The sequence below is a fragment of the Nocardia sp. NPDC101769 genome (assembly GCF_044766925.1).
Lineage (GTDB): Bacteria > Actinomycetota > Actinomycetes > Mycobacteriales > Mycobacteriaceae > Nocardia.
In genome coordinates, this window is record NZ_JBIWMX010000003.1 from 59,409 (window position 1) to 77,509 (window position 18,101).

Below are 18,101 nucleotides of genomic sequence, written 5' to 3' on the forward strand. Positions count from 1 at the left end.
ATCCGCGCAGGTTTGGCAAATATCGAGCGAAGAGTTGTCGCGGGACCGTTGCCCAGATCACAGTGCCCGCCCCGGAATAGATCCGGTGGAGGCCGGGTTGATCCCCCTTGCCGGCGTCGGAACAGCCCCGGGCCGCACCCTTCGTCGCTACGAGCGACCACTCGCCGAGAGGCGCTTGTTGGGCGTCGGCTTCAACTTTCCGGGCTAGCCTGAGCCGCATGTGGCGCATGCGCAGGGGGTTGGCCGGCGCGATAGCGGCGGTATCGACGGCAGGCAGCGTGATCGTGGGCGGCGGTGTCGCGGCGGCGGCGCCCGGGCCGGCACACTGCGGTGCGCCCGAAGGGCGCGAATTCCAGCGCGCCGCACCCGAGGACACCGGGGTGGATTCCCGCCTGCTGACCGCCGCTCTCGACTTCGCGGCCTCCCGAAACCGATTGAACGTCCAGGTCTTCCGGCACAACTGCCTGATCGGCACCGGACCGGGGAATACCCGGACCGATTCGGTGCCGTGGAATGTCTGGAGCGTCACCAAGAGCATCGTCTCCCTGCTCGCCGGAATTGCCTGGGATCAAGGAAAACTCGATATCGACGCACCCCTGGACCGCTATCTCCCGCCGGGCCTCGGCGATGCCGCGCATCGCGCCATCACGGTGCGGAATCTGCTCCAGGAGACCTCGGGTCTGCGTGTCGGTGCTATCACCGAGGGGATTACCGGCATTGTCCCGATCGATCAGTTCAGTGCGGTCCAGGCGCTGGGCGTGCCGTTCGACTCGCCGCCGGGCACGACCTTCCAATACAGCCAGCGCACTGTGGATCTGCTGTCGTATGTGATCGAATCGGCCGTCGGCGAGCCGCTACAGCAATTCGCGCAGCGGGAACTGTTCGGGCCCATCGGAATTCAGCGCGGCGACTACTACTGGGCGCGGGATCGGTCCGGCCACACCTATGGTTACGCGCACCTGTACATCCCGCCCGCCGATCTGGCGCGGCTGGGCATGCTGGTCGCCGAACACGGGCAATGGAACGGGCGCGCCATCATTTCCGCCGACTACCTGAATCGGGCCATCACCCCGTCGGATACCAACCCCTGCTACGGATACCTGTTCTGGACCGGTCCCGGATGCGCGGAGAATCCCGAATTCCTGCCCGCCGACACCTATTCCATGTCCGGATTTGGCCTGCAGCACGTCTTCGTGGTGCCCAGCCTGGATCTGATGGTGGTGTGGACCGGCGTCTTCGGCGTCCACACCACACAGGGCCTGAGCGGCATCCTCCAATACGGCGGCGAGCCGTCGCACGAATTCTTCCGCCGGCTGCTGGCGGCCTTGCGGGACAACCCGATTCCGGATCCCGGCCCCTATGTGGAGGCACCGCTCTCGGTCGACTACCGCTCCTATGTCGACACCGATATCGCGCTGGCCGTCTTCGGCCTCGGCGCTGACTCCTATCCGGACTGCACCGTGGTGTCCTGTCTCGACCTCCCCCTCTCGGCGCCGTTCAGTGACACGCCGCCGGGCTGCCTGCTGCTGGCATGCGTCGGACCCGACCCGCGCACACCGGGAATTCGCTGACCGGCCGCCACCCCTGGTTCGTTCAGGGGGTGACCGCGGCGCGGCCCGCCAGCCCCCGTAATTCGTCGGCCGGTCGGCGACCGGCGAACTGCAGCAGATCCCGCACCACTTCGCGGGCGCGATGATCGGTGTGCACCAGTTCTGGGGTCAGTCGCTCGGCATTGAGCAACGCTTCCAAGGCCTCACTTGCCTGCCGCCGCTGTGCGTGCGCGCGGGCCACGTCGACCAGGAAGCGCGCCTGCCGCTCCGGAGACAGGATCGAGGCGTCGACGGTGCGCGCGGTATCGAGCGCCTCGCCGGCGTCACCCAGTTCGACCGCCACGGCCACCGCGTGCACGGCGACCCCGGTCGGACCGAACTCGGTGTCGAAATCGTTGCGGCCCTCGCCCAGCCGGTCGGCGGCGGCGCGCGCCGCTGCCAGCCCGGTGCGGGCGGCCGTGCGATTCCCGTCCGTCGCCGCGATCACCGCCAGCATGAGCTGCAGAGATCCGTAGAGCGACAGCACTTCCGGCCGAGGCTGCTCGGCCGCCACCTGCGCGGCCAGCGCGGCCACCGACACTCGCGCCGCCTGCTCGGCCTGTTCCAGGCGTTGCAGACGCAGGAATGCCTGTGCCATGCGATAGGTTCCGGCCACCACGCTCAGCGCGTCACCGGATTCTTCGGCCGCGGACAGTGCGCGATCGGCCGCGACCCACGCCGCGTCGACCTCTTCCTGGCGGGTGAACGCGGTCGCGGCCACCTGATAGGCGCGCGAAAGCAGGGTCAGCACCTCCGGCCGCCGCGTGGCATCCGCCCGCGCGGCGTGCTCGAGATCCGGAATCAGTTCCAGCAGACTGCTGCCCACCTCGACCAGCCGGGATTCGTGCGCCAGCTGCCAGGCCAGGTCCACTCGCTGTTGCAGCTCCGGCAGTTTCGCGGCCGCAGTACTCAGCTCGAGACTGCGATCGGCCTCGTCTCCGAAGAGCTGTTCCAGGGCGGGATGCCCGGTGAGCAGCAGCCGCAGCTGCTCGAACACCGCCGAGCCGGGCCGATGCCCGTCACCGCGGTCGGCGGCCATCGGTTCGGCCGCTTCGGGACGCAGATCGCGTACCGCCACTCCGAGCACGTCCGCCAGTCTTTGCAGAACGGACAGTCGCTCAACAGGCAGCACGTCTCGCTCGACCTGCGACACCCAGCTTTCCGAGCGCCGAATCGCCGCTCCCAACTCTTTCTGCGATAGTCCCCGCCGCCGGCGCAACTCCGCTACCCGTGCCCCAAGGGTACTTTCGGCCACCGGGTCAAACTCCTTCTGCCTGATCGGCTTTCCCGGCCGTCACCGCCCGCTTGTTTCGCCGATGTCTACCATGCCCTTCTCCTTCCACCCTTTCCATCCAGAGGGGGATCTGCCGACAAGGATTCCAGACCGACCGAGCTTACGACGCACAGTATGGAACATGGATTTTTCTTATTGCACCGCAATTTTTCTGTGTTTAACGTTTGAAGAGGACCCGTCGAACCAAACGGACGACAAGAGGTGGTCATGCCCCGCGAACTTCTCTTCTTCCTACTCGGAGCCGGAATCGGCAGCGCGGCAATGTGGTTCGCGGCGTGCGCCCTTGCTGCCGCCAAGTATTCCTCCACTGCCGACGGGGCGACGGTGCAAAGCATCACCGCGCGCCTCGAACGCGAGGGTATCCGGAACTCGCGCTCGATGAAAGGTCAACCAGCCGCGCATCGGGCAGTACCCCGATGACAGCCGCGCCGAAAACCGATGAAGTCCATGTGCGCCTGCGGTTTCCCGGAGGAATGATCTTGGATTACCGCGCGGAGCGCGCAATTGCCGAACGCCTCGCTGCGCATTTACGCCCGCATCGCATAGAAGTCACCATCGACGTGCTCCCGACCGATCGACTACCGCCGCTCCCCTGTGCCGAACTTTGGGCGGATTGACCGACTCCAGGCAGCCTATCGCATTGACACTCGGACAATATCCGAAAACGGACCGTGCACTTTCTTGTGCACGGTCCGTAACGGATAGATCTGATCAGTTGTTCAAAAGAACTTCCGCGATCTGAATCGTGTTGAGCGCGGCGCCCTTACGCAGGTTGTCGCCGGAGATGAACAGCGCCAGACCGCGGCCGTCCGGCACACCCGGATCCTGGCGGATACGGCCCACCAGCGACTCGTCGATACCGGCGGCGGCCAGCGGGGTGGGGACGTCGGTGAGCTTCACACCCGGCGCCTTCGCCAGCAGCTCCTCGGCGCGCTCCACCGAAAGCGGCTGCGCGAACTCGGCATTGATCGACAGCGAGTGGCCGGTGAAGACCGGGACGCGCACACACGTGCCGCTCACCAGCAGATCCGGCAGACCCAGGATCTTGCGGGACTCGTTGCGCAGCTTCTGGTCCTCGTCGGTCTCGCCGCTGCCGTCGTCCACCAGCGAACCAGCCAGCGGGATCACGTCGAAGGCGATGGGGGCCACGTACTTGTTCGGGGCCGGGAACTGCACCGCCGAACCGTCGTGCACCAGCTTCTCGGCGTCGCCGATGACGGCGCGCACCTGCGAGGCCAGTTCCTCGACACCGGCCAGGCCGGAGCCCGACACCGCCTGGTAGCTGGACACGATCAGCCGCTGCAGTCCGGCCTCGTCGTGCAGCACCTTGAGCACCGGCATGGCGGCCATGGTGGTGCAGTTCGGGTTGGCGATGATGCCCTTGACCAGGTTGCGGGTGGCCTCCGGGTTCACCTCGGAGACGACCAGCGGCACCTCGGGATCCTTGCGCCAGGCCGAAGAGTTGTCGATGACGGTGACACCGGCGGCCGCGAAGCGCGGGGCCTGCACCCGGGACATGGTGGCACCGGCCGAGAACAGCGCGATGTCCAGGCCGCTCGGGTCGGCAGTCTCGGTGTCCTCGACCACGATGTCCTTGCCGCGGAACGGCAGCGTCTTGCCCGCCGAGCGCGCGGACGCGAAGAACCGCACCTCGTCGGCCGGGAAGTTGCGCTCCTCCAGCAGCTTTCGCATGACCGCGCCAACCTGACCGGTCGCGCCGACGACCCCTACACGCACACCCATGGGCTGTGTCCTTTCGACTTGATCGGGAGCGCTACGTGGTTACGCTGCGCTGCCGCCTCCGCGCTTGACCCGATCAAGTCAGCGTCCTTTCGACTTGATCGGGAGCGCTACGTGGTTACGCTGCGCTGCCGCCTCCGCGCTTGACCCGATCAAGTCAGCGTCCCGTTCCGCCGTGCACGACCGCGACCTCGTCGCCGCCCAGATCGAACGCCGAGTGCAGCACCTTCACGGCCTCGTCCAGGTCGGTGTCCTTGACCAGCACCGAGATCCGGATCTCCGAAGTGGAGATGAGGTCGATGTTGATGCCGGCCTCGGCCAGCGACTCGCAGAAGGTGGCGGTCACGCCCGGGTGCGACTTCATGCCCGCGCCGACCAGCGACACCTTGCCGATGTGGTCGTCGTACACGACCTGGGAGAAACCGATCTCGCCCTGCCGCTTGGTGAGCAGCTCGACGGCACGCGGGCCCTCCAGCTTGGGCAGGGTGAAGGTGATGTCGGTCTTACCCGTCTCCACCTTGGAGATGTTCTGCAGCACCATGTCGATATTGATCTCGGCATCGGCGACCGCGCGGAACACCTTGGCGGCGTAGCCCGGCTCGTCCGGAATGCCGACCACGGTCACCTTGGCCTCGCTGCGGTCGTGCGCGACGCCCGTGAGGATTGCTTGCTCCAAGGGGATGTCCTCCATCGATCCGGTAATCATGGTGCCCGTCTTGTCGGTGTACGAGGACCGCACGTGCACGGGCACGTTGTAGCGGCGCGCGTACTCGACGCAACGCAGCATGAGAACTTTCGAGCCGCAGGCGGCCATCTCCAGCATCTCCTCGTAGGAGACGGTGTCGAGCTTCTGGGCGTCGGAGACGATGCGCGGGTCGGCGGAGAAGACGCCGTCCACATCGGTGTAGATCTCGCAGACATCGGCGTTGAGCGCGGCGGCCAGTGCGACGGCGGTGGTATCGGAACCACCGCGGCCCAGCGTGGTCACGTCCTTGCTGTCCTGGCTCACGCCCTGGAAGCCCGCGACCAGCACGATGGTGCCCTGACCGAGCGCCTGCTGCACCCGGCCCGGGGCCACGTCGATGATCTTGGCATTGCCGTGCGTGCCGGTGGTGATGACACCGGCCTGCGAGCCGGTGAACGAACGAGCCTCGGCGCCGAGGGAGTGAATGGCCATGGCGACCAACGCATTGGAGATGCGCTCACCGGAGGTGAGGAGCATGTCCATCTCGCGGGGCGGGGCGGCGGGCGCGACCTGCTGGGCCAGATCGAGGAGCTCGTCGGTGGTGTCGCCCATGGCGGAACACACGACGACCACATCGTGGCCCAGCTTCTTGGTCTCGATGATCCGCTCAGCGACCCGACGGATGCGCTCGGCGGTGGCGACCGAGGATCCTCCGTACTTCTGGACGACTAGAGCCACGGCGGAAATCCTCCAAGATCGACAAACTGCTGCTACCGACCCACAAGACTACCGGCCCAGGTCCACGACTTTTCGTCCTACCTCCCGTCCGCGTATTCCAGTCACCCGGCAGCTATTCCGGCGCCGACATCCGCACGCCCGGATCCTGCTTGGCGACAAGGGTGTTGAACAGCCAGCGGTACTTGGTGTTGTGGAAGGCGACGAAGCCCCACTCGCCGTCACGCCGCACCGCGACGTACACGTTCACCTTGGTGTTGAAGCGGTTCCGGCGGCGCTTGCCCTTCACCACCGCGCCGCGGCCGTGCACGACCGCGACATCCGGGGTGACGAACCGCAGATCGGTGATCTCACCGTCGAGGTGGGTGCCCTTCATGTACTTCGCGAACAGCGGTTCGTGCGAGGCCCGGATCGCCTCGCGCCCGCGCAGCCGGGCGCCGAACCAGGTGACGTAGTCGGCGTCCGGTGTGAATACCTCGGCGTAGGCGGCGGCATCCCCGTCCGCCCACGCCCGATTCGAGCGGTCGAACAGCGCGCGAACGGCGGCTTCGTCGGTGATCTGCTGAACAGTCATGACATCCCTCCCGAAGATATCTGAACGAGTCATCAACTGATTTGAGAAGTAGTTGACTCATTCAGATATTGTCCGAGTGAGACTAAGCTGTCAAGGGATGAGCGAGAAACACGACGAGCTGGGCGCCGCCCTCACCTTCGCCGCCCAGCGCAGCGCCACCGACGCCGTGATGCTGCACGGGGCCATGGCCGACAAGCTCGGCCTGCACGTCACCGACCTGCGCTGTCTCAATATGCTGCGCATCGGCGGACCCGCCACCGCCGGCGAACTGGCCCAGCGCACCGGCCTCACCACCGGGGCCATCACCCGGATGATCGACCGGTTACTGAAGGGCGGATTCGTTCGGCGCGAACACGATTCGAAAGATCGGCGGCGGGTGATCATCACCGCCCTGGACGACCGCATCGACGAGATCGCACCGCACTACGAGCTCCTGGCGACGGAATTCGCCAAGATCGCCCTCGATTATTCGGACGAGCAGTTGGAGCTACTGCTCGAGATCTTCAACCGGCTGCACGAGACCTCGATGGACGTCACCACGCGGATCCGCGAAAGCGGTTGAGCAGGACCGGGACTCAGGCCCGGTCGAGCCAGGTGACCTGGGTGCCGTTGCCGAATTCCCGGCGCTGGGTGACCTCGAACCGGGCCGGGCTGAAGTTGCCGACGATCATGGGCAGGCCCGCACCCGCGATGACCGGGTAGCTCTTGAGGATCAACCGATCGATCTCGTCGATCAGCTGCCCGGCCAGATTCGCGCCGCCGCAGAGCCAGATGTCCAGGCCCTCTTCCTTTTTCAGGCGCCGGACCAGTTCGACCGGATCGCCCGAGACGATCTCCACCTGCGGATTGCCGACCGGCGCGAGGGTGGTCGAGAAGACGTACTGCTTCAGGTGGTTGTACGGGCTGTCGGTTCCGGCAGCCAGGCCGGGTTCATAACTGCCGCGTCCCATGAGGACCGTGTCGATCTGCCGGTTCGGCGTATCGACTGGCAGGCCGACCAGTTCGCGAATGTGGGTCGGGACCGTCTCCGGCATGGCCTCGTTGAACCAGGCCATCATGTCGTCGCCGATCGGATAGAAGTCGTACTCCCCCTGCGGACCGGCGATGTAGCCGTCGAGGGAGACCGCCACGTAGTAGACGAGCTTTCGCATCAATTGCCGCCTTGTTCGTAGTACTATGTCCGTAGTGATTACTAACGTAGTACTACATATGGAGTGGTGTCAATGGTTAGGACGAATCCGGAACGACGCAATGCCCTGATCGACGCGGCCATCGAGATCCTGGCCCGCGACGGCGCACGCGGACTCACCTTCCGCGCGGTCGACAAGGAGGCCCGGGTGCCCGCGGGCACGGCCTCGAACTACTTCTCCAATCGCGACGAACTCCTGGTCCAGGCCGGACACCGCTTCTACGAGCGGCTACAACCCAGCAAGGAGACGATGGACCATCTCTTCACCGGCCCGCGCACCCGCGAGACCATCGCGGAACTGATGGCGGAAACCATCACCCGCATCACCGGGTTCCGCACCGGCTACCTCGCCCTGCTGGAACTGCGACTGGAGGCCACCCGCCGCCCGGAGCTGCAGGCGATCCTCGCCGAGCGGGTGCGCGCGGACCTCGATTTCAATGTCCGCAACCATCTGGACTCCGGCCTGCCCGGCGACGCCGACTCGGTGACGCTGCTCTACCTGGCCCTGAACTGGCTGATCGTCGAAAGACTCACACTGCCGGACATCTTTACCGACGAGGAGGCGGCGCGGCTGGTGCGCATGGCGGTCGACCGTGCCATTCCGGCCTTGTGACGAGCATCACCACCGGCGAATAATCCCAAGTATGCGAGCAAGTGTCGGTGATCATCTGGTCATCCATGGGCGCAATGTCGGACTCCCCGATCACACCGCGGAAATCGTCGAAGTGCGCGGCGCGGAAGGTGAACCGCCCTACGTGGTGCGGTTTGCCGACGGCCGTACGAGCCTGGTGTTCCCGGGTCCGGACTCGGTGGTGCAGCCGGGCTGACGACACCCGGTCACAACCCGTTTCGGCCGCATTAGCCCAAGATTTTCCAATCACGCCCCGGCGCGATCGGATAGCCCTGCCAGCAGGGAAATCGGGACTTACCAGACCGACCAGTCGGTCAGAAGCGAGGGGTAGCACAGTTGACTCTCCGAGCGACCCTGGTCACAATCGGTGCCCGGATGGAAGGGTAGATATGAGAACGAAGACTGATCACCGGTTCGTCATCGACATCGATCCCGGACAGGTGATGGATGCGTTGCTCATGGTCGAGCAGATGCCCGACTGGTCCCCCTCCCATCAGGACGTCCGGGTCGCCACCCGCGACAAGCGCGGCCGCCCCAAGCGCGTCTACGTGTCGGCCAATCTCATGGGCCGCCCCGACCGGCAGGTCGTCGAGTACACCTGCACCGAGAACCGCATGGAATGGCGGGTTTCCGAATCCAGCGCCGGTGCCGGCGGCAAGGGCTGGTTCGACCTCGGCGAAACCGAGGACGGCGCCACCGAGGTCTGGTACCACTCCGAGGTCTACCTGCCGATTCCCGCGCCCGGCATGCTGCTCAAACGCAGCGCCCGCCGCGAGGGCGACGCGATGATCAGCAACTTCATCGCATTCGTCGAATCCGTCACCGGTGTCCAAGGACTCGGCGACGTGGAGGATGCGCCCTACACCGAATCGGCCGCCTTCGAGCAGCCCGGTCAGGCTCAGCCCGGGTACGCCCAGCCGGGCTACGCGCAGCGTCTGGACTACGGCCGCAATTTCGAGCCCGGCTTCGGCACCGCCTAGGCCGGCCGCCAACGCTCGCAGCTGATCGCGAACAGCGAACGCTCGTGATCGGCACTGCCTTTCGGGCCGTGCATTGGGCAGGATATCCCTCATGCCCGGCCCCGTTCACACCCGCATGATGCCCGTCGCCGAGGACGCCTCGGTGACGCAGCTGGAACTGTTCTTCGACCTGGTGATCGTGTTCGCCATCACGATGGTCACCGACTTCGCCGCGCACGAGACCACCGCGGTCAACCTGCTGCGCGCACTGCTCATCCTGGCCATGCTGTGGTGGGGCTGGATCGGCTACTCCTGGCTCGGCAATGTGGTCAAGGCCGATGAGGGCATCGCCCGGGTGGCCATGTTCGTGGCCATGGGCGCGGCGTTCATCGTCGCGCTCGCCATTCCGGAGTCCTTCCACGATCTGCCGGGCGGCTGGTACGGGCCGCTGGTGTTCGTCATCGCGTACCTGGCCGTCCGGCTGGTGCACCTGACCGTGTTCTGGATGGCCAGCATCCACGACGCCCAGCTACGCCGCCAGGTGATCCGCTGGGCCGCAGGCTCACTCAGCGTGGCAAGCGTGCTGCTGGTGGCCGGCGCGCTCACCACCGGGACCGCGCAGCTGGTGCTGTGGCTGGCGGCGCTGGTCTGGGACATGGGCTGGACGTTCTTCGCGGGCAACGAGTGGCGGCTCTACTCGCCCTCGCACTTCGCCGAACGATACGGGCTGATCGTCATCATCGCGCTGGGCGAATCCATCGTGTCCATCGGCGTCGGCGTCGCCGGGCTGCCGATCTCCTGGTCCATCACCCTGGGCTCGACGCTGGGCCTGGGGGTGGCGGGCCTGCTGTGGTGGGCGTACTTCGATGTGGCCGCGTTGGTCGTGGAGCACGCGATGCATCGCGCCGGCGGCGAGCGCCGCGTCCAGATCGCGCGGAACTGCTACACCTTCTGGCACTTCCCGATGATCGCCGGAATCGTGGCCATGGCACTGGGTTTGAAGAAGGTGCTCAACTACGTGGGTGGGGCGCAAGGACATTCGCTCAGCGACGAGCTGCACGGGATCCCGCTGTTCGCGCTGTACGGCGGTGTGATCGCGTATCTGATCGCCCTGGTCGGGTTCCGGCATTACGCGACCGGCAAGGTGCTGGTGCCGCGGCTGGTGACGGCGGTGGTGCTGCTGGCCCTGATCCCGCTGGCGTCGACGGTGCCCGCGCTGGCCGCGCTGGGCATGCTCTGTGCGGTGCTGCTGGCGCTCATCGTGTTCGAGGTGGTGCGCTACGCCCAGCCACGCGATCTGATCCGGCACGGGCTGGACTGAGGCCCTCCGACACGCGGCCGGCGACAGCTCAGGGACGCGGGGCGAGCCGGTTGTCGATGGCCTCTGGCACCCGCTCCCCCGAGTGCACGGCCTCGCGGATCTGATTGATGTTCTCGCGCAGGGCATCCGCCACCAGCTCGTCGGTGCGCGGATCGGCGAGCACCTGCAGCACGACGCGGAAACTGGCGTCGGCGATGCCGCGAATCATCTCCTCATGGAACGGGACGTAGCGCACCCTCCCCAGCTGGGGATCATTGCGGATCACCTCGAGGATCATCTGGTCGATCTCGGAGCGGTTCTCCTCCAGCGCATTCGCGATATTGCGGGTGTATTTGCCGCACCGCAACACCTCGGCGACCTCGTCCAGCACGGCCACCGTGATCGGGCGCTCGATGGCCTCGACGATGGCGCCGACGGACCGGTTCACCAGGGCCGCGGTGATCCGGTCGCCGAACGCGCGGTCGGCCACCCGGCCCACCCGCACCGCGATCACCACGATGCGCAGCAGCCGGAAACCGCGGAAGAACGGACTGGTCACCGGGACCATGCCGAGGACCTCGTACCAGTAGATGAAGGGAAAGGTCCAGCTCCAGCCCTCACGCCGCCAGCGCCACAGGAATTCCGCGAGGAACACCGCGCAGATGCTGTAGTCCGTGATGCGGATCGTCCGGTAGGTGTGATCGGAGACCCGGAAGAAGGTCACCCAGGTGACGAGCGCCACCGAGACCACCGCGAGCCCGAGCATGACGAAATCGGTCCACAGGATGGGAGGCTTGCGGGGGAATTCATCCTCATCCGCATCGCCGAGCTCGATCACGACGTCCCCTTCCTCATCGAACGGTCCCGCCAGCGTAGTCGGCGCAAACGACCGTGAGGCGGGCTTCGAGGGGCCGGGCGGCCGGGCCCGGTGCATGCCGCGGCCGGGCTACCTCCCGGCCCTGATGATCGCCTCGATATTGCGTTCCGCCACAGCGGTGATGGTGAGCGAGGGGTTCACCGTCGCGGTGCTGCCCGGAATGCCGGCGCCGTCCATGACGTACAGGCCCGGATGCCCGATCACGCGGCCGTAGGCGTCGGTGGCCTGCCCCAGCACCGCCCCGCCCAGCGGGTGCGCGGTGAAGAAGCCTTGCGCGTCATAGCCGATCGGCGTGTAGTTCAGCAGCGAGTGGTCGGCCTGCGCCACCCGTTGATCGACCGCGCGGCAGGCCGCGACCACCTGATCCTGGGCCGCTCTGGGCCAGCTCAGCCCCACCGCGTTGCGGCCGGCGTCGTAGCCGAACCGGGCCCGGGTCGGATCCAGGGTGATACCGAGCGAGGCGATGGCGCCGGTGTCCACCGGAATGCCCGGCACATACCAGCTTTCGAGGTGCAGCGGCATACCCGAGTCGTCGAAGATGCGGCTGGCACTGGGCACGCCACCGCCGGTCATGGACAGCGAGCTGACGCTGCGGGCCAGCACCACATCGCCATTGGTGCCCCAGCCGTCGCCCACATACTCGTTGAGGTTGGGCAGGGCGCCGGTGGCCTGGGCACGCACCAGCAGTTCGGAGGTGCCCACCGAGCCCGCGCCGAGGAACAGGCGGTCGCAGGTGAGGGTGCGGGTGCCGAGCACCTGACCGGTCGGGGCCAGCTTGGTCACCGTGACCACGTACCTGCCGCTGCCGTCCTGGCCGATGGCGTCCACCCGGTGGCCCGGGTAGATGGCCGAGCGGCCGGTGCCCTCGGCGTAGCGCAGGTAGTTCTGGTTCAGATCGAACTTGGCGCCATTGGAATTGCCGAGATTGCTGCGCGAAGCGGTGGCCGAGGCCCGGCTGGTACCCGCCAGCTCGGCGCGGATGACATCCCAGTTGAAGATCGAATCATTGGCCTGCGGTTCGTAACCCGCGGCCCGCACCTGCTGATCCCATACCCGCGAATGGGTGAAGGGCACGGAGGCGTACACGTCCGGCGGCATGGTGGACAGTCGCAGCATCTGGCGGACCCGCGGGTAGTAGACCGAATCGAGTTCGTCGTAGTTCACCACGCCCCCGAAGACCTGGTCGAACAGGTACCGCGGCGGCGCGACCATGGCGCCGCTGAACACGATGGACCCGCCACCCACCGCGGCGGCGCGCCACACGTCGATGCCCGGGTACTCCGTGACGTCCAGCACGCCGCCGAAATCCGAGCACGGCATGGGTACCTTGGTGATGCCGGTGAAGCCGGTGCGATGCCAGAAGCCGCGCCCGTCGGGCAGGTCGTCGCCGGTGAAGATCTCTCGCCACGGGTCGTTGGGCCAGCGCGAGCCGCGCTCGAGCACGGTGTTCTGCACGCCCGCCTCGGCCAGCCGCAGCGCGGTCACCGCAGCCCCGAAACCGGAGCCGATGACGATGGCCTCGCTGTGCTCCGGCGGATCCGGTAGCGGCGCAAAGATTTCCGGTACCCACGCCTGGAACAGCGCGTTCCACAACGGATTGGCCGAAGCCGGGCCGGCACCGCGACCGGCAGTACCCGTCCCGACGCCTGCCAGCAGAGCCGCAAAAGCGGCAGCCTTCAACACGGCGCGCCTACGCAAGCGGCCACCTCCCTCGATCACGCATGGCCGCGCGCGAGATTACCGGCCGACCGGCGACGCCTCAACAGGTTGCTGTGAGATCGCTACCGAGATAGGCTGTCTGGCTAGGTGTTTCCACACTTCACCGGCATCGCGGGACCGGGCGGAGGCAGACGCTGTCAGGCCCGGAGGCGTTCGCGGCGGAGCCGGTCGACCTCCGGGAGATCCAGGGGCGGAAGCGAATCCACGCCCAGGGCGCGGATCAGCAGATAGTCGGCGAGCTCCGGGTTACGGGCGAGGGCCGGACCGTGCATATAGGTGCCGAGCACCGAACCCTGGATGACGCCCTCGAGGCCGTCGCCCACCCCGTTGCCGACGCCCTTGGTGACGCGCCCCAGCGGTTTGGCGTCGCCACCGAGTTTGGTTCCGCCACGGTGGTTCTCGAAGCCCGTGAGGGGCTGTGAGAGGCCCGGAACGAGGGGCTGGGTCGCCACCTCGCCGATGGCGCGCTTCTCCTGCGGGGAGGTGGTGACGTCGAAAAGGCCGACGCCGTCCACACGTTCCCCGGAGGAGGTCTCGTACCAGTGGCCGAGCACCTGGATCGCGGCGCAGATGGCCAGCACCGGAGCGCCGCGTTCGGCGGCCTCCTGCAGGCCCGGGTGGCGCTGCAGGTGGCGGGTGGCCAGGCGCTGGGCCGAGTCCTCCGCGCCGCCCAGGGTGTAGACGTCCAGCGAGTTGGGAACCGGCTCGGTGAGCGGGATTTCGATGATCTCGGCGTCGTAGCCGCGCATGCGCAGCCGCTGGCGCAGCACCACGGCATTGCCGCCGTCGCCGTAGGTGCCCATGACGTCGGGCAGGACCAGGCCGATACGGACGGTCGATTCACTCATGCTCTGCCCTCTCGTGCCTGAACGGGGCCCTCCGTGGTTACACTTCGCTCCCGCCTCCGGGCCTGACCGTTCATGCTCTGCCCTTTCGTGCCTGAACGGGGCCCTCCGTGGTTACACTTCGCTCCCGCCTCCGGGCCTGACCGTTCATGCGCGGGTCCCCGTCTCCAGGTCGCGGTTCAGGTCGCGGAACGCGGTGTAGTTGGCCAGCACCTCGACCCGTCCCGGCGGGCAGGAGGCGATGGCATCAAGGGGGTCCGCGACAGTGATGTGCTCGACGCCGGCATAGGTGAGCCGGACCGCGAGATCGGTGGCGCGCTCGCCGGCGGCCACCACCTGTGTGCCCTCGAAGTGCTCGAAGCGGACATCCCACAGCCAGGACAGGTCCTCGCCGTCGGGCACCTGACCGTTGACCGCGATCACCAGACCCGTTGCGGCCGGATCGATCATGGACAGCGCCTCCTGCCAGCCGGCCGGATTCTTGGCCAGCAGCATGCGGGTGCGGCGGCCGTCCACCTCGACGGTGCGATAGCGGCCCGCGATCTCGCGCACGGTGCCCGCGGCGGCCGCGGCCGCGTCCGGATCCGCGCCCAGCGCCACGGCTGCGGCCACCGCCTGCGCGGCGTTGCCGCGATTGGCGCGCCCCGGAAGCGCAAGGGCGAGCGGGATTTCCAGGCCGTCCGGCCCGGAAAGCGTGTGCTCGCCGACCCGCCACTGCGGCACCGGCCGCTGGAAGTCGGCGCCGGTGCTGTACCAGTGCTCGCCCTCCCACACGATGGGTTCACCGCTGCGCGGGCAGCTGGTGGCGTCCACCGACCAGCCGCTGCCGGCCGACACCCACACCACATTCGGGTGGTCGTAGGCGATGGAGGTGACCAGCACGTCGTCGCAGTTGGCGATGAGCACGGCCGCGGGATGCCGCGCCATGCCCTCGCGCAGGCGGCGCTCGATCATATTGATCTCGCCGACCCGGTCCAGCTGGTCCCGGGAGAGGTTCAGCAGCACCACCACGGACGGGTTCAGCGCGTCGGCGACATGCGGCAGATGCAGCTCGTCCACCTCGATGGCGGCCAGCGGCGCGCTGCGGTGCGCGGTGAGCGCGGCCACGATCCCGGCGTCCATGTTCGCGCCGTCGGCCTGGGTGGCGACCCGGCCGAGGGTCTGCAGCGCCGCGGCGGTCATGCGGGTGGTGGTGGACTTGCCATTGGTGCCGGTCACCAGCACCGTGCGCTTGCCGCGACCCAGCTGCGTCATGAGGGAGGGATCGATCTTCAGCGCGATCAGCCCGCCGATCATCGAGCCGTTGCCGCGCCCGGCCCGCCGCGAGGCCCACGACGCCGCCGTCGCCGCCCGCAGCGCCAGCTGTCCGCGCATCGAGATGTCTGCCACGACGCGAGTTTATGGGGATGGCGGGCGGGACGTGCAGGCGGCATCGGGGCCCACGGCGTGATACACGCCGCAATCAGCCGTTGTAGAGCATCTTTCGATACGCCTCGCCCGTGTAGTACGCCTCGAGCTGCTCGAAGGTCTCGGGGGTGACCGGCTGCACATCCTTCACCAGGCGCGCGACGCCGGGCATCGTGTCCTCGGGCCACTGTTCCGGCTTCCACAGCGCGCTGCGCATGAACGCCTTGGAGCAGTGGAAGAAGATCTGCTCGATGGCGACCTCGATGGCCAGGATCGGGCGATGACCCTTGACCACCATGTCGTCGAAATACGGTGCGTCACGGACCAATCGGGCGCGGCCGTTGATCCGCAGGGTGTCGCCGCGGCCCGGAATCAGGAACAGCACGCCGACATGCGGATTGCTCAGGATATTGAGGTAGCCGTCAGCGCGGCGATTGCCGGGCCGCTCGGGAATGGCGATCGTCTTGTCGTCCAGCACCTGCACGAACCCCGCCGGATCACCCTTCGGCGAGGCATCGCAGTTGCCGTCGGCGTCGCTGGTGGCCAGCACCACGAACGGTGAGCGGGCGATCCATTCCCGATCCCAGTGATGCAGGGAGTACCGGTCCTTGTTCCGCGGCCGCGGCGCGACCTCCCCCAGTAGTTCACGCAGTTCGACCGGGTCCGTGATCTCGCTCATGCTCCCGATTCAACGTGGCGCGCGGGCCTCACACCAGCCTTTTTCGCCGGTGTGAGGAAGCACCCTAGGTGTCGAACATGTTCGGCTGTCCCGCCGCGTACCGCTGGATGTCCAGCTGCCGGAACGGCTCCAGCACCTCCGCGCGGTAGAGCGTGAACAGCTTGCAGCGCGGGGCATCCGAACCCGCCACCTCCAGCAGTTTGTTCACCGCGCCGCGAGCCGCCTCGCACGCGCCTTCCATGGTGGCCAGGTCCACATTGGTGCGCACGTAATCGCCTGCCAGGTACAGGTTCTGGAGCGAGTCGGAATGCGATTCCGGGCGCAGCGCCCACGAGCCCGCCGTATTGATCAGCAGCGGATCGGCATTGGTGTTGCGCTGCTGCGCGGCGTCCCACGCGATGCCGGCGTCGAGGAACCAGGAGTGCAGATCCTCGTCGCGCAGCAGGTCGGCGCGATCGTTGAGGTGCGCCTTCAGCTGCTCCCACACCTCGCGCGCTATCTCGTCATGGGTGCACTCCTTGGCCGTTTTGCCGTAGAGCATGCCGGGCGTGTTCCAGTCGGAGATGTCGACCGACAGGCAGTCCTGCACGGTGCCGTCGCCCATGCCGGTGACCGGGGTGCGGTTCCAGAACTGGCCCTGCGCAATGGAGGTCAGCGACCAGGGGGAGTCGACGTAGGCGGTGTGACCGCGCGCGATATCGGTGGGGCGGCGGAGGAAGAACTGGATGCCGGTCATCCAGTCCACCGTCAGCTGGCTCATGCCCGCCAGTTCCGGTCGCAGCGCCAGGATTTCGGGTGTCCACAGGGTGCGGGCCACCTCCACCGGCAGCGCGCTCACGAAATGGTCGGCGGTGACCGTCTGGGCCGCTCCCGAGGAATCCACCACGCGCGCACCGGAAATGCGCGCGCCCTCCAGATCCAGACCCCGGACCTCGGCGTTGACGAAGGTGACGCCGAGATCCCGGAGCCGGTTCACCCAGGGATCGATCCATGCCTCATTGGTGGACCCGTTCAATAGTCGGTCGAGCGCGCCGTCATTGCCGACCTCGAGCGGATTGCCCAGGAACTGCTCGCCCATGGTGCCGATGGTGAGGGTGCTGGCCTTGTCTTCCCGCGCGGCCACCAGCAGCGTGGTGAGCGTGCGCGAGAGCAGCATGCGGAATTCGTTGGAGCGCCTGCCCGCGCCCACGAAATCCCGCCAGGCCATGTTGTCCCACTGCCCGTAGCGGCGGGCGTCGCAGCTGGTGTTGAAGACCAGCAGGCGACTCGCGAAATAGAGGGCATCGCTGGTGCCCATTTTCGTGGAGGTCGAAATGGCCGACCCGACGGTCTCGCGGAAGTCGTCCGGACTCGACCAGAGCTTGCCGAACTTGCCCATCGGAATGATGGTGTCGTCCGCGTCCTTGCGCGAGAACCGCGCCTCGGGGGCGGCGATCAGGTTGTCCCACACACCATTGGCGTTGCCCGCGAACGGAATTCGCCGCATGGTGTCGGGAATGTGGCGGTAGAAGCCGGGGAAGAACCGGAATCCGTGCTCACCCCACAGATCCGGCCGCCCGTCCTTGCCACTGCCCGGTACCGCGATGCTGCGCGCCTTGCCGCCCAGGGCCCGCCGCTCGTAGACGGTCACCTCGAAGCCGCGTTCGGCCAGTTCGTGTGCCGCGGTCAGACCCGCGACCCCACCGCCCAGCACCGCGACTCGCCGTCCGGTCTCGGCCCGGGCGGCGGTGGGGCGGGCGGCCCCCGCCGCCACCGCTCCCGCCATTGCCCCGGCTGAGACCGCTCCACGCAGCACTGATCGCCGCGTGACAGACAAACGCTGTCCTGCCATACCCGTTACCTCCCACGCCTGGTCCGCATCCTATGGAGCTGTCGCAG

At 67.3% G+C, this 18,101-nt stretch carries 17 protein-coding genes; 6 read left to right on the forward strand and 11 right to left on the reverse strand.

What is annotated here, in order from left to right:
* The first annotated feature begins 218 nt into the window (after window positions 1-218).
* Complete coding sequence (locus ACIRRA_RS06275; protein ID WP_402763858.1) at window positions 219-1,571, forward strand: serine hydrolase domain-containing protein; 1,353 nt, start codon at window positions 219-221, stop codon at window positions 1,569-1,571.
* 22 nt (window positions 1,572-1,593) lie between these two features.
* On the opposite strand, the gene ACIRRA_RS06280 is transcribed toward ACIRRA_RS06275, so the two are convergent.
* From ACIRRA_RS06280 to ACIRRA_RS06295, 4 genes are all read right to left on the reverse strand, one after another.
* Complete coding sequence (locus tag ACIRRA_RS06280; RefSeq protein ID WP_402763861.1) at window positions 1,594-2,844, reverse strand: helix-turn-helix domain-containing protein; 1,251 nt, start codon at window positions 2,842-2,844, stop codon at window positions 1,594-1,596.
* Between the two features lie 750 nt (window positions 2,845-3,594).
* A complete protein-coding gene (locus ACIRRA_RS06285; protein WP_402763864.1) occupies window positions 3,595-4,626 on the reverse strand; it encodes an aspartate-semialdehyde dehydrogenase in 1,032 nt (343 codons plus the stop codon).
* Between the two features lie 154 nt (window positions 4,627-4,780).
* The gene (locus tag ACIRRA_RS06290; protein ID WP_402763867.1) at window positions 4,781-6,046 is read right to left on the reverse strand and encodes an aspartate kinase; all 1,266 of its coding nucleotides are present in this window, start codon (window positions 6,044-6,046) and stop codon (window positions 4,781-4,783) included.
* Between the two features lie 112 nt (window positions 6,047-6,158).
* Entirely contained in the window at window positions 6,159-6,617 is a 459-nt protein-coding gene (locus tag ACIRRA_RS06295; protein WP_402763870.1) for an SgcJ/EcaC family oxidoreductase, read from the reverse strand.
* Window positions 6,618-6,714: 97 nt separating this feature from the next.
* Here ACIRRA_RS06295 and ACIRRA_RS06300 point away from each other — a divergent pair, with 97 nt between their 5' ends.
* Window positions 6,715-7,179, forward strand: a complete 465-nt coding sequence (locus ACIRRA_RS06300) for a MarR family transcriptional regulator (protein ID WP_357000674.1) — start codon at window positions 6,715-6,717, stop codon at window positions 7,177-7,179.
* Between the two features lie 13 nt (window positions 7,180-7,192).
* On the opposite strand, the gene ACIRRA_RS06305 is transcribed toward ACIRRA_RS06300, so the two are convergent.
* Window positions 7,193-7,768, reverse strand: coding sequence for a dihydrofolate reductase family protein (locus tag ACIRRA_RS06305; protein WP_402763873.1), 576 nt, complete (start codon window positions 7,766-7,768; stop codon window positions 7,193-7,195).
* A gap of 72 nt (window positions 7,769-7,840) precedes the next feature.
* Here ACIRRA_RS06305 and ACIRRA_RS06310 point away from each other — a divergent pair, with 72 nt between their 5' ends.
* The 4 genes from ACIRRA_RS06310 to ACIRRA_RS06325 all read left to right on the forward strand — a co-directional run bounded on the left by ACIRRA_RS06310 (window position 7,841) and on the right by ACIRRA_RS06325 (window position 10,717).
* Entirely contained in the window at window positions 7,841-8,419 is a 579-nt protein-coding gene (locus ACIRRA_RS06310; protein ID WP_402763875.1) for a TetR/AcrR family transcriptional regulator, read from the forward strand.
* 31 nt (window positions 8,420-8,450) lie between these two features.
* A complete protein-coding gene (locus ACIRRA_RS06315; protein WP_402763877.1) occupies window positions 8,451-8,633 on the forward strand; it encodes a DUF1918 domain-containing protein in 183 nt (60 codons plus the stop codon).
* 193 nt (window positions 8,634-8,826) lie between these two features.
* Window positions 8,827-9,417: an SRPBCC family protein gene (locus ACIRRA_RS06320; RefSeq protein ID WP_402763880.1), complete on the forward strand. Its 591-nt coding sequence runs from the start codon at window positions 8,827-8,829 to the stop codon at window positions 9,415-9,417.
* 91 nt (window positions 9,418-9,508) lie between these two features.
* Complete coding sequence (locus tag ACIRRA_RS06325; protein ID WP_402763883.1) at window positions 9,509-10,717, forward strand: low temperature requirement protein A; 1,209 nt, start codon at window positions 9,509-9,511, stop codon at window positions 10,715-10,717.
* A 28-nt stretch (window positions 10,718-10,745) separates the two neighbouring features.
* On the opposite strand, the gene ACIRRA_RS06330 is transcribed toward ACIRRA_RS06325, so the two are convergent.
* The 6 genes from ACIRRA_RS06330 to ACIRRA_RS06355 form a co-directional block, all read right to left on the reverse strand.
* Window positions 10,746-11,534: an ion transporter gene (locus tag ACIRRA_RS06330; protein ID WP_402763886.1), complete on the reverse strand. Its 789-nt coding sequence runs from the start codon at window positions 11,532-11,534 to the stop codon at window positions 10,746-10,748.
* A gap of 108 nt (window positions 11,535-11,642) precedes the next feature.
* Window positions 11,643-13,271, reverse strand: coding sequence for a GMC oxidoreductase (locus ACIRRA_RS06335; protein WP_402763889.1), 1,629 nt, complete (start codon window positions 13,269-13,271; stop codon window positions 11,643-11,645).
* A 158-nt stretch (window positions 13,272-13,429) separates the two neighbouring features.
* Window positions 13,430-14,140: a type 1 glutamine amidotransferase gene (locus ACIRRA_RS06340; protein WP_402763892.1), complete on the reverse strand. Its 711-nt coding sequence runs from the start codon at window positions 14,138-14,140 to the stop codon at window positions 13,430-13,432.
* Window positions 14,141-14,284: 144 nt separating this feature from the next.
* Complete coding sequence (locus ACIRRA_RS06345; RefSeq protein WP_402764826.1) at window positions 14,285-15,511, reverse strand: MurT ligase domain-containing protein; 1,227 nt, start codon at window positions 15,509-15,511, stop codon at window positions 14,285-14,287.
* A gap of 88 nt (window positions 15,512-15,599) precedes the next feature.
* Window positions 15,600-16,223 (reverse strand): pyridoxamine 5'-phosphate oxidase family protein, encoded by a 624-nt coding sequence (locus ACIRRA_RS06350; protein ID WP_402763895.1) that lies wholly within the window; start codon window positions 16,221-16,223, stop codon window positions 15,600-15,602.
* Between the two features lie 64 nt (window positions 16,224-16,287).
* A complete protein-coding gene (locus ACIRRA_RS06355) occupies window positions 16,288-18,054 on the reverse strand; it encodes an FAD-dependent oxidoreductase (protein ID WP_402763898.1) in 1,767 nt (588 codons plus the stop codon).
* Window positions 18,055-18,101: the final 47 nt, after the last annotated feature.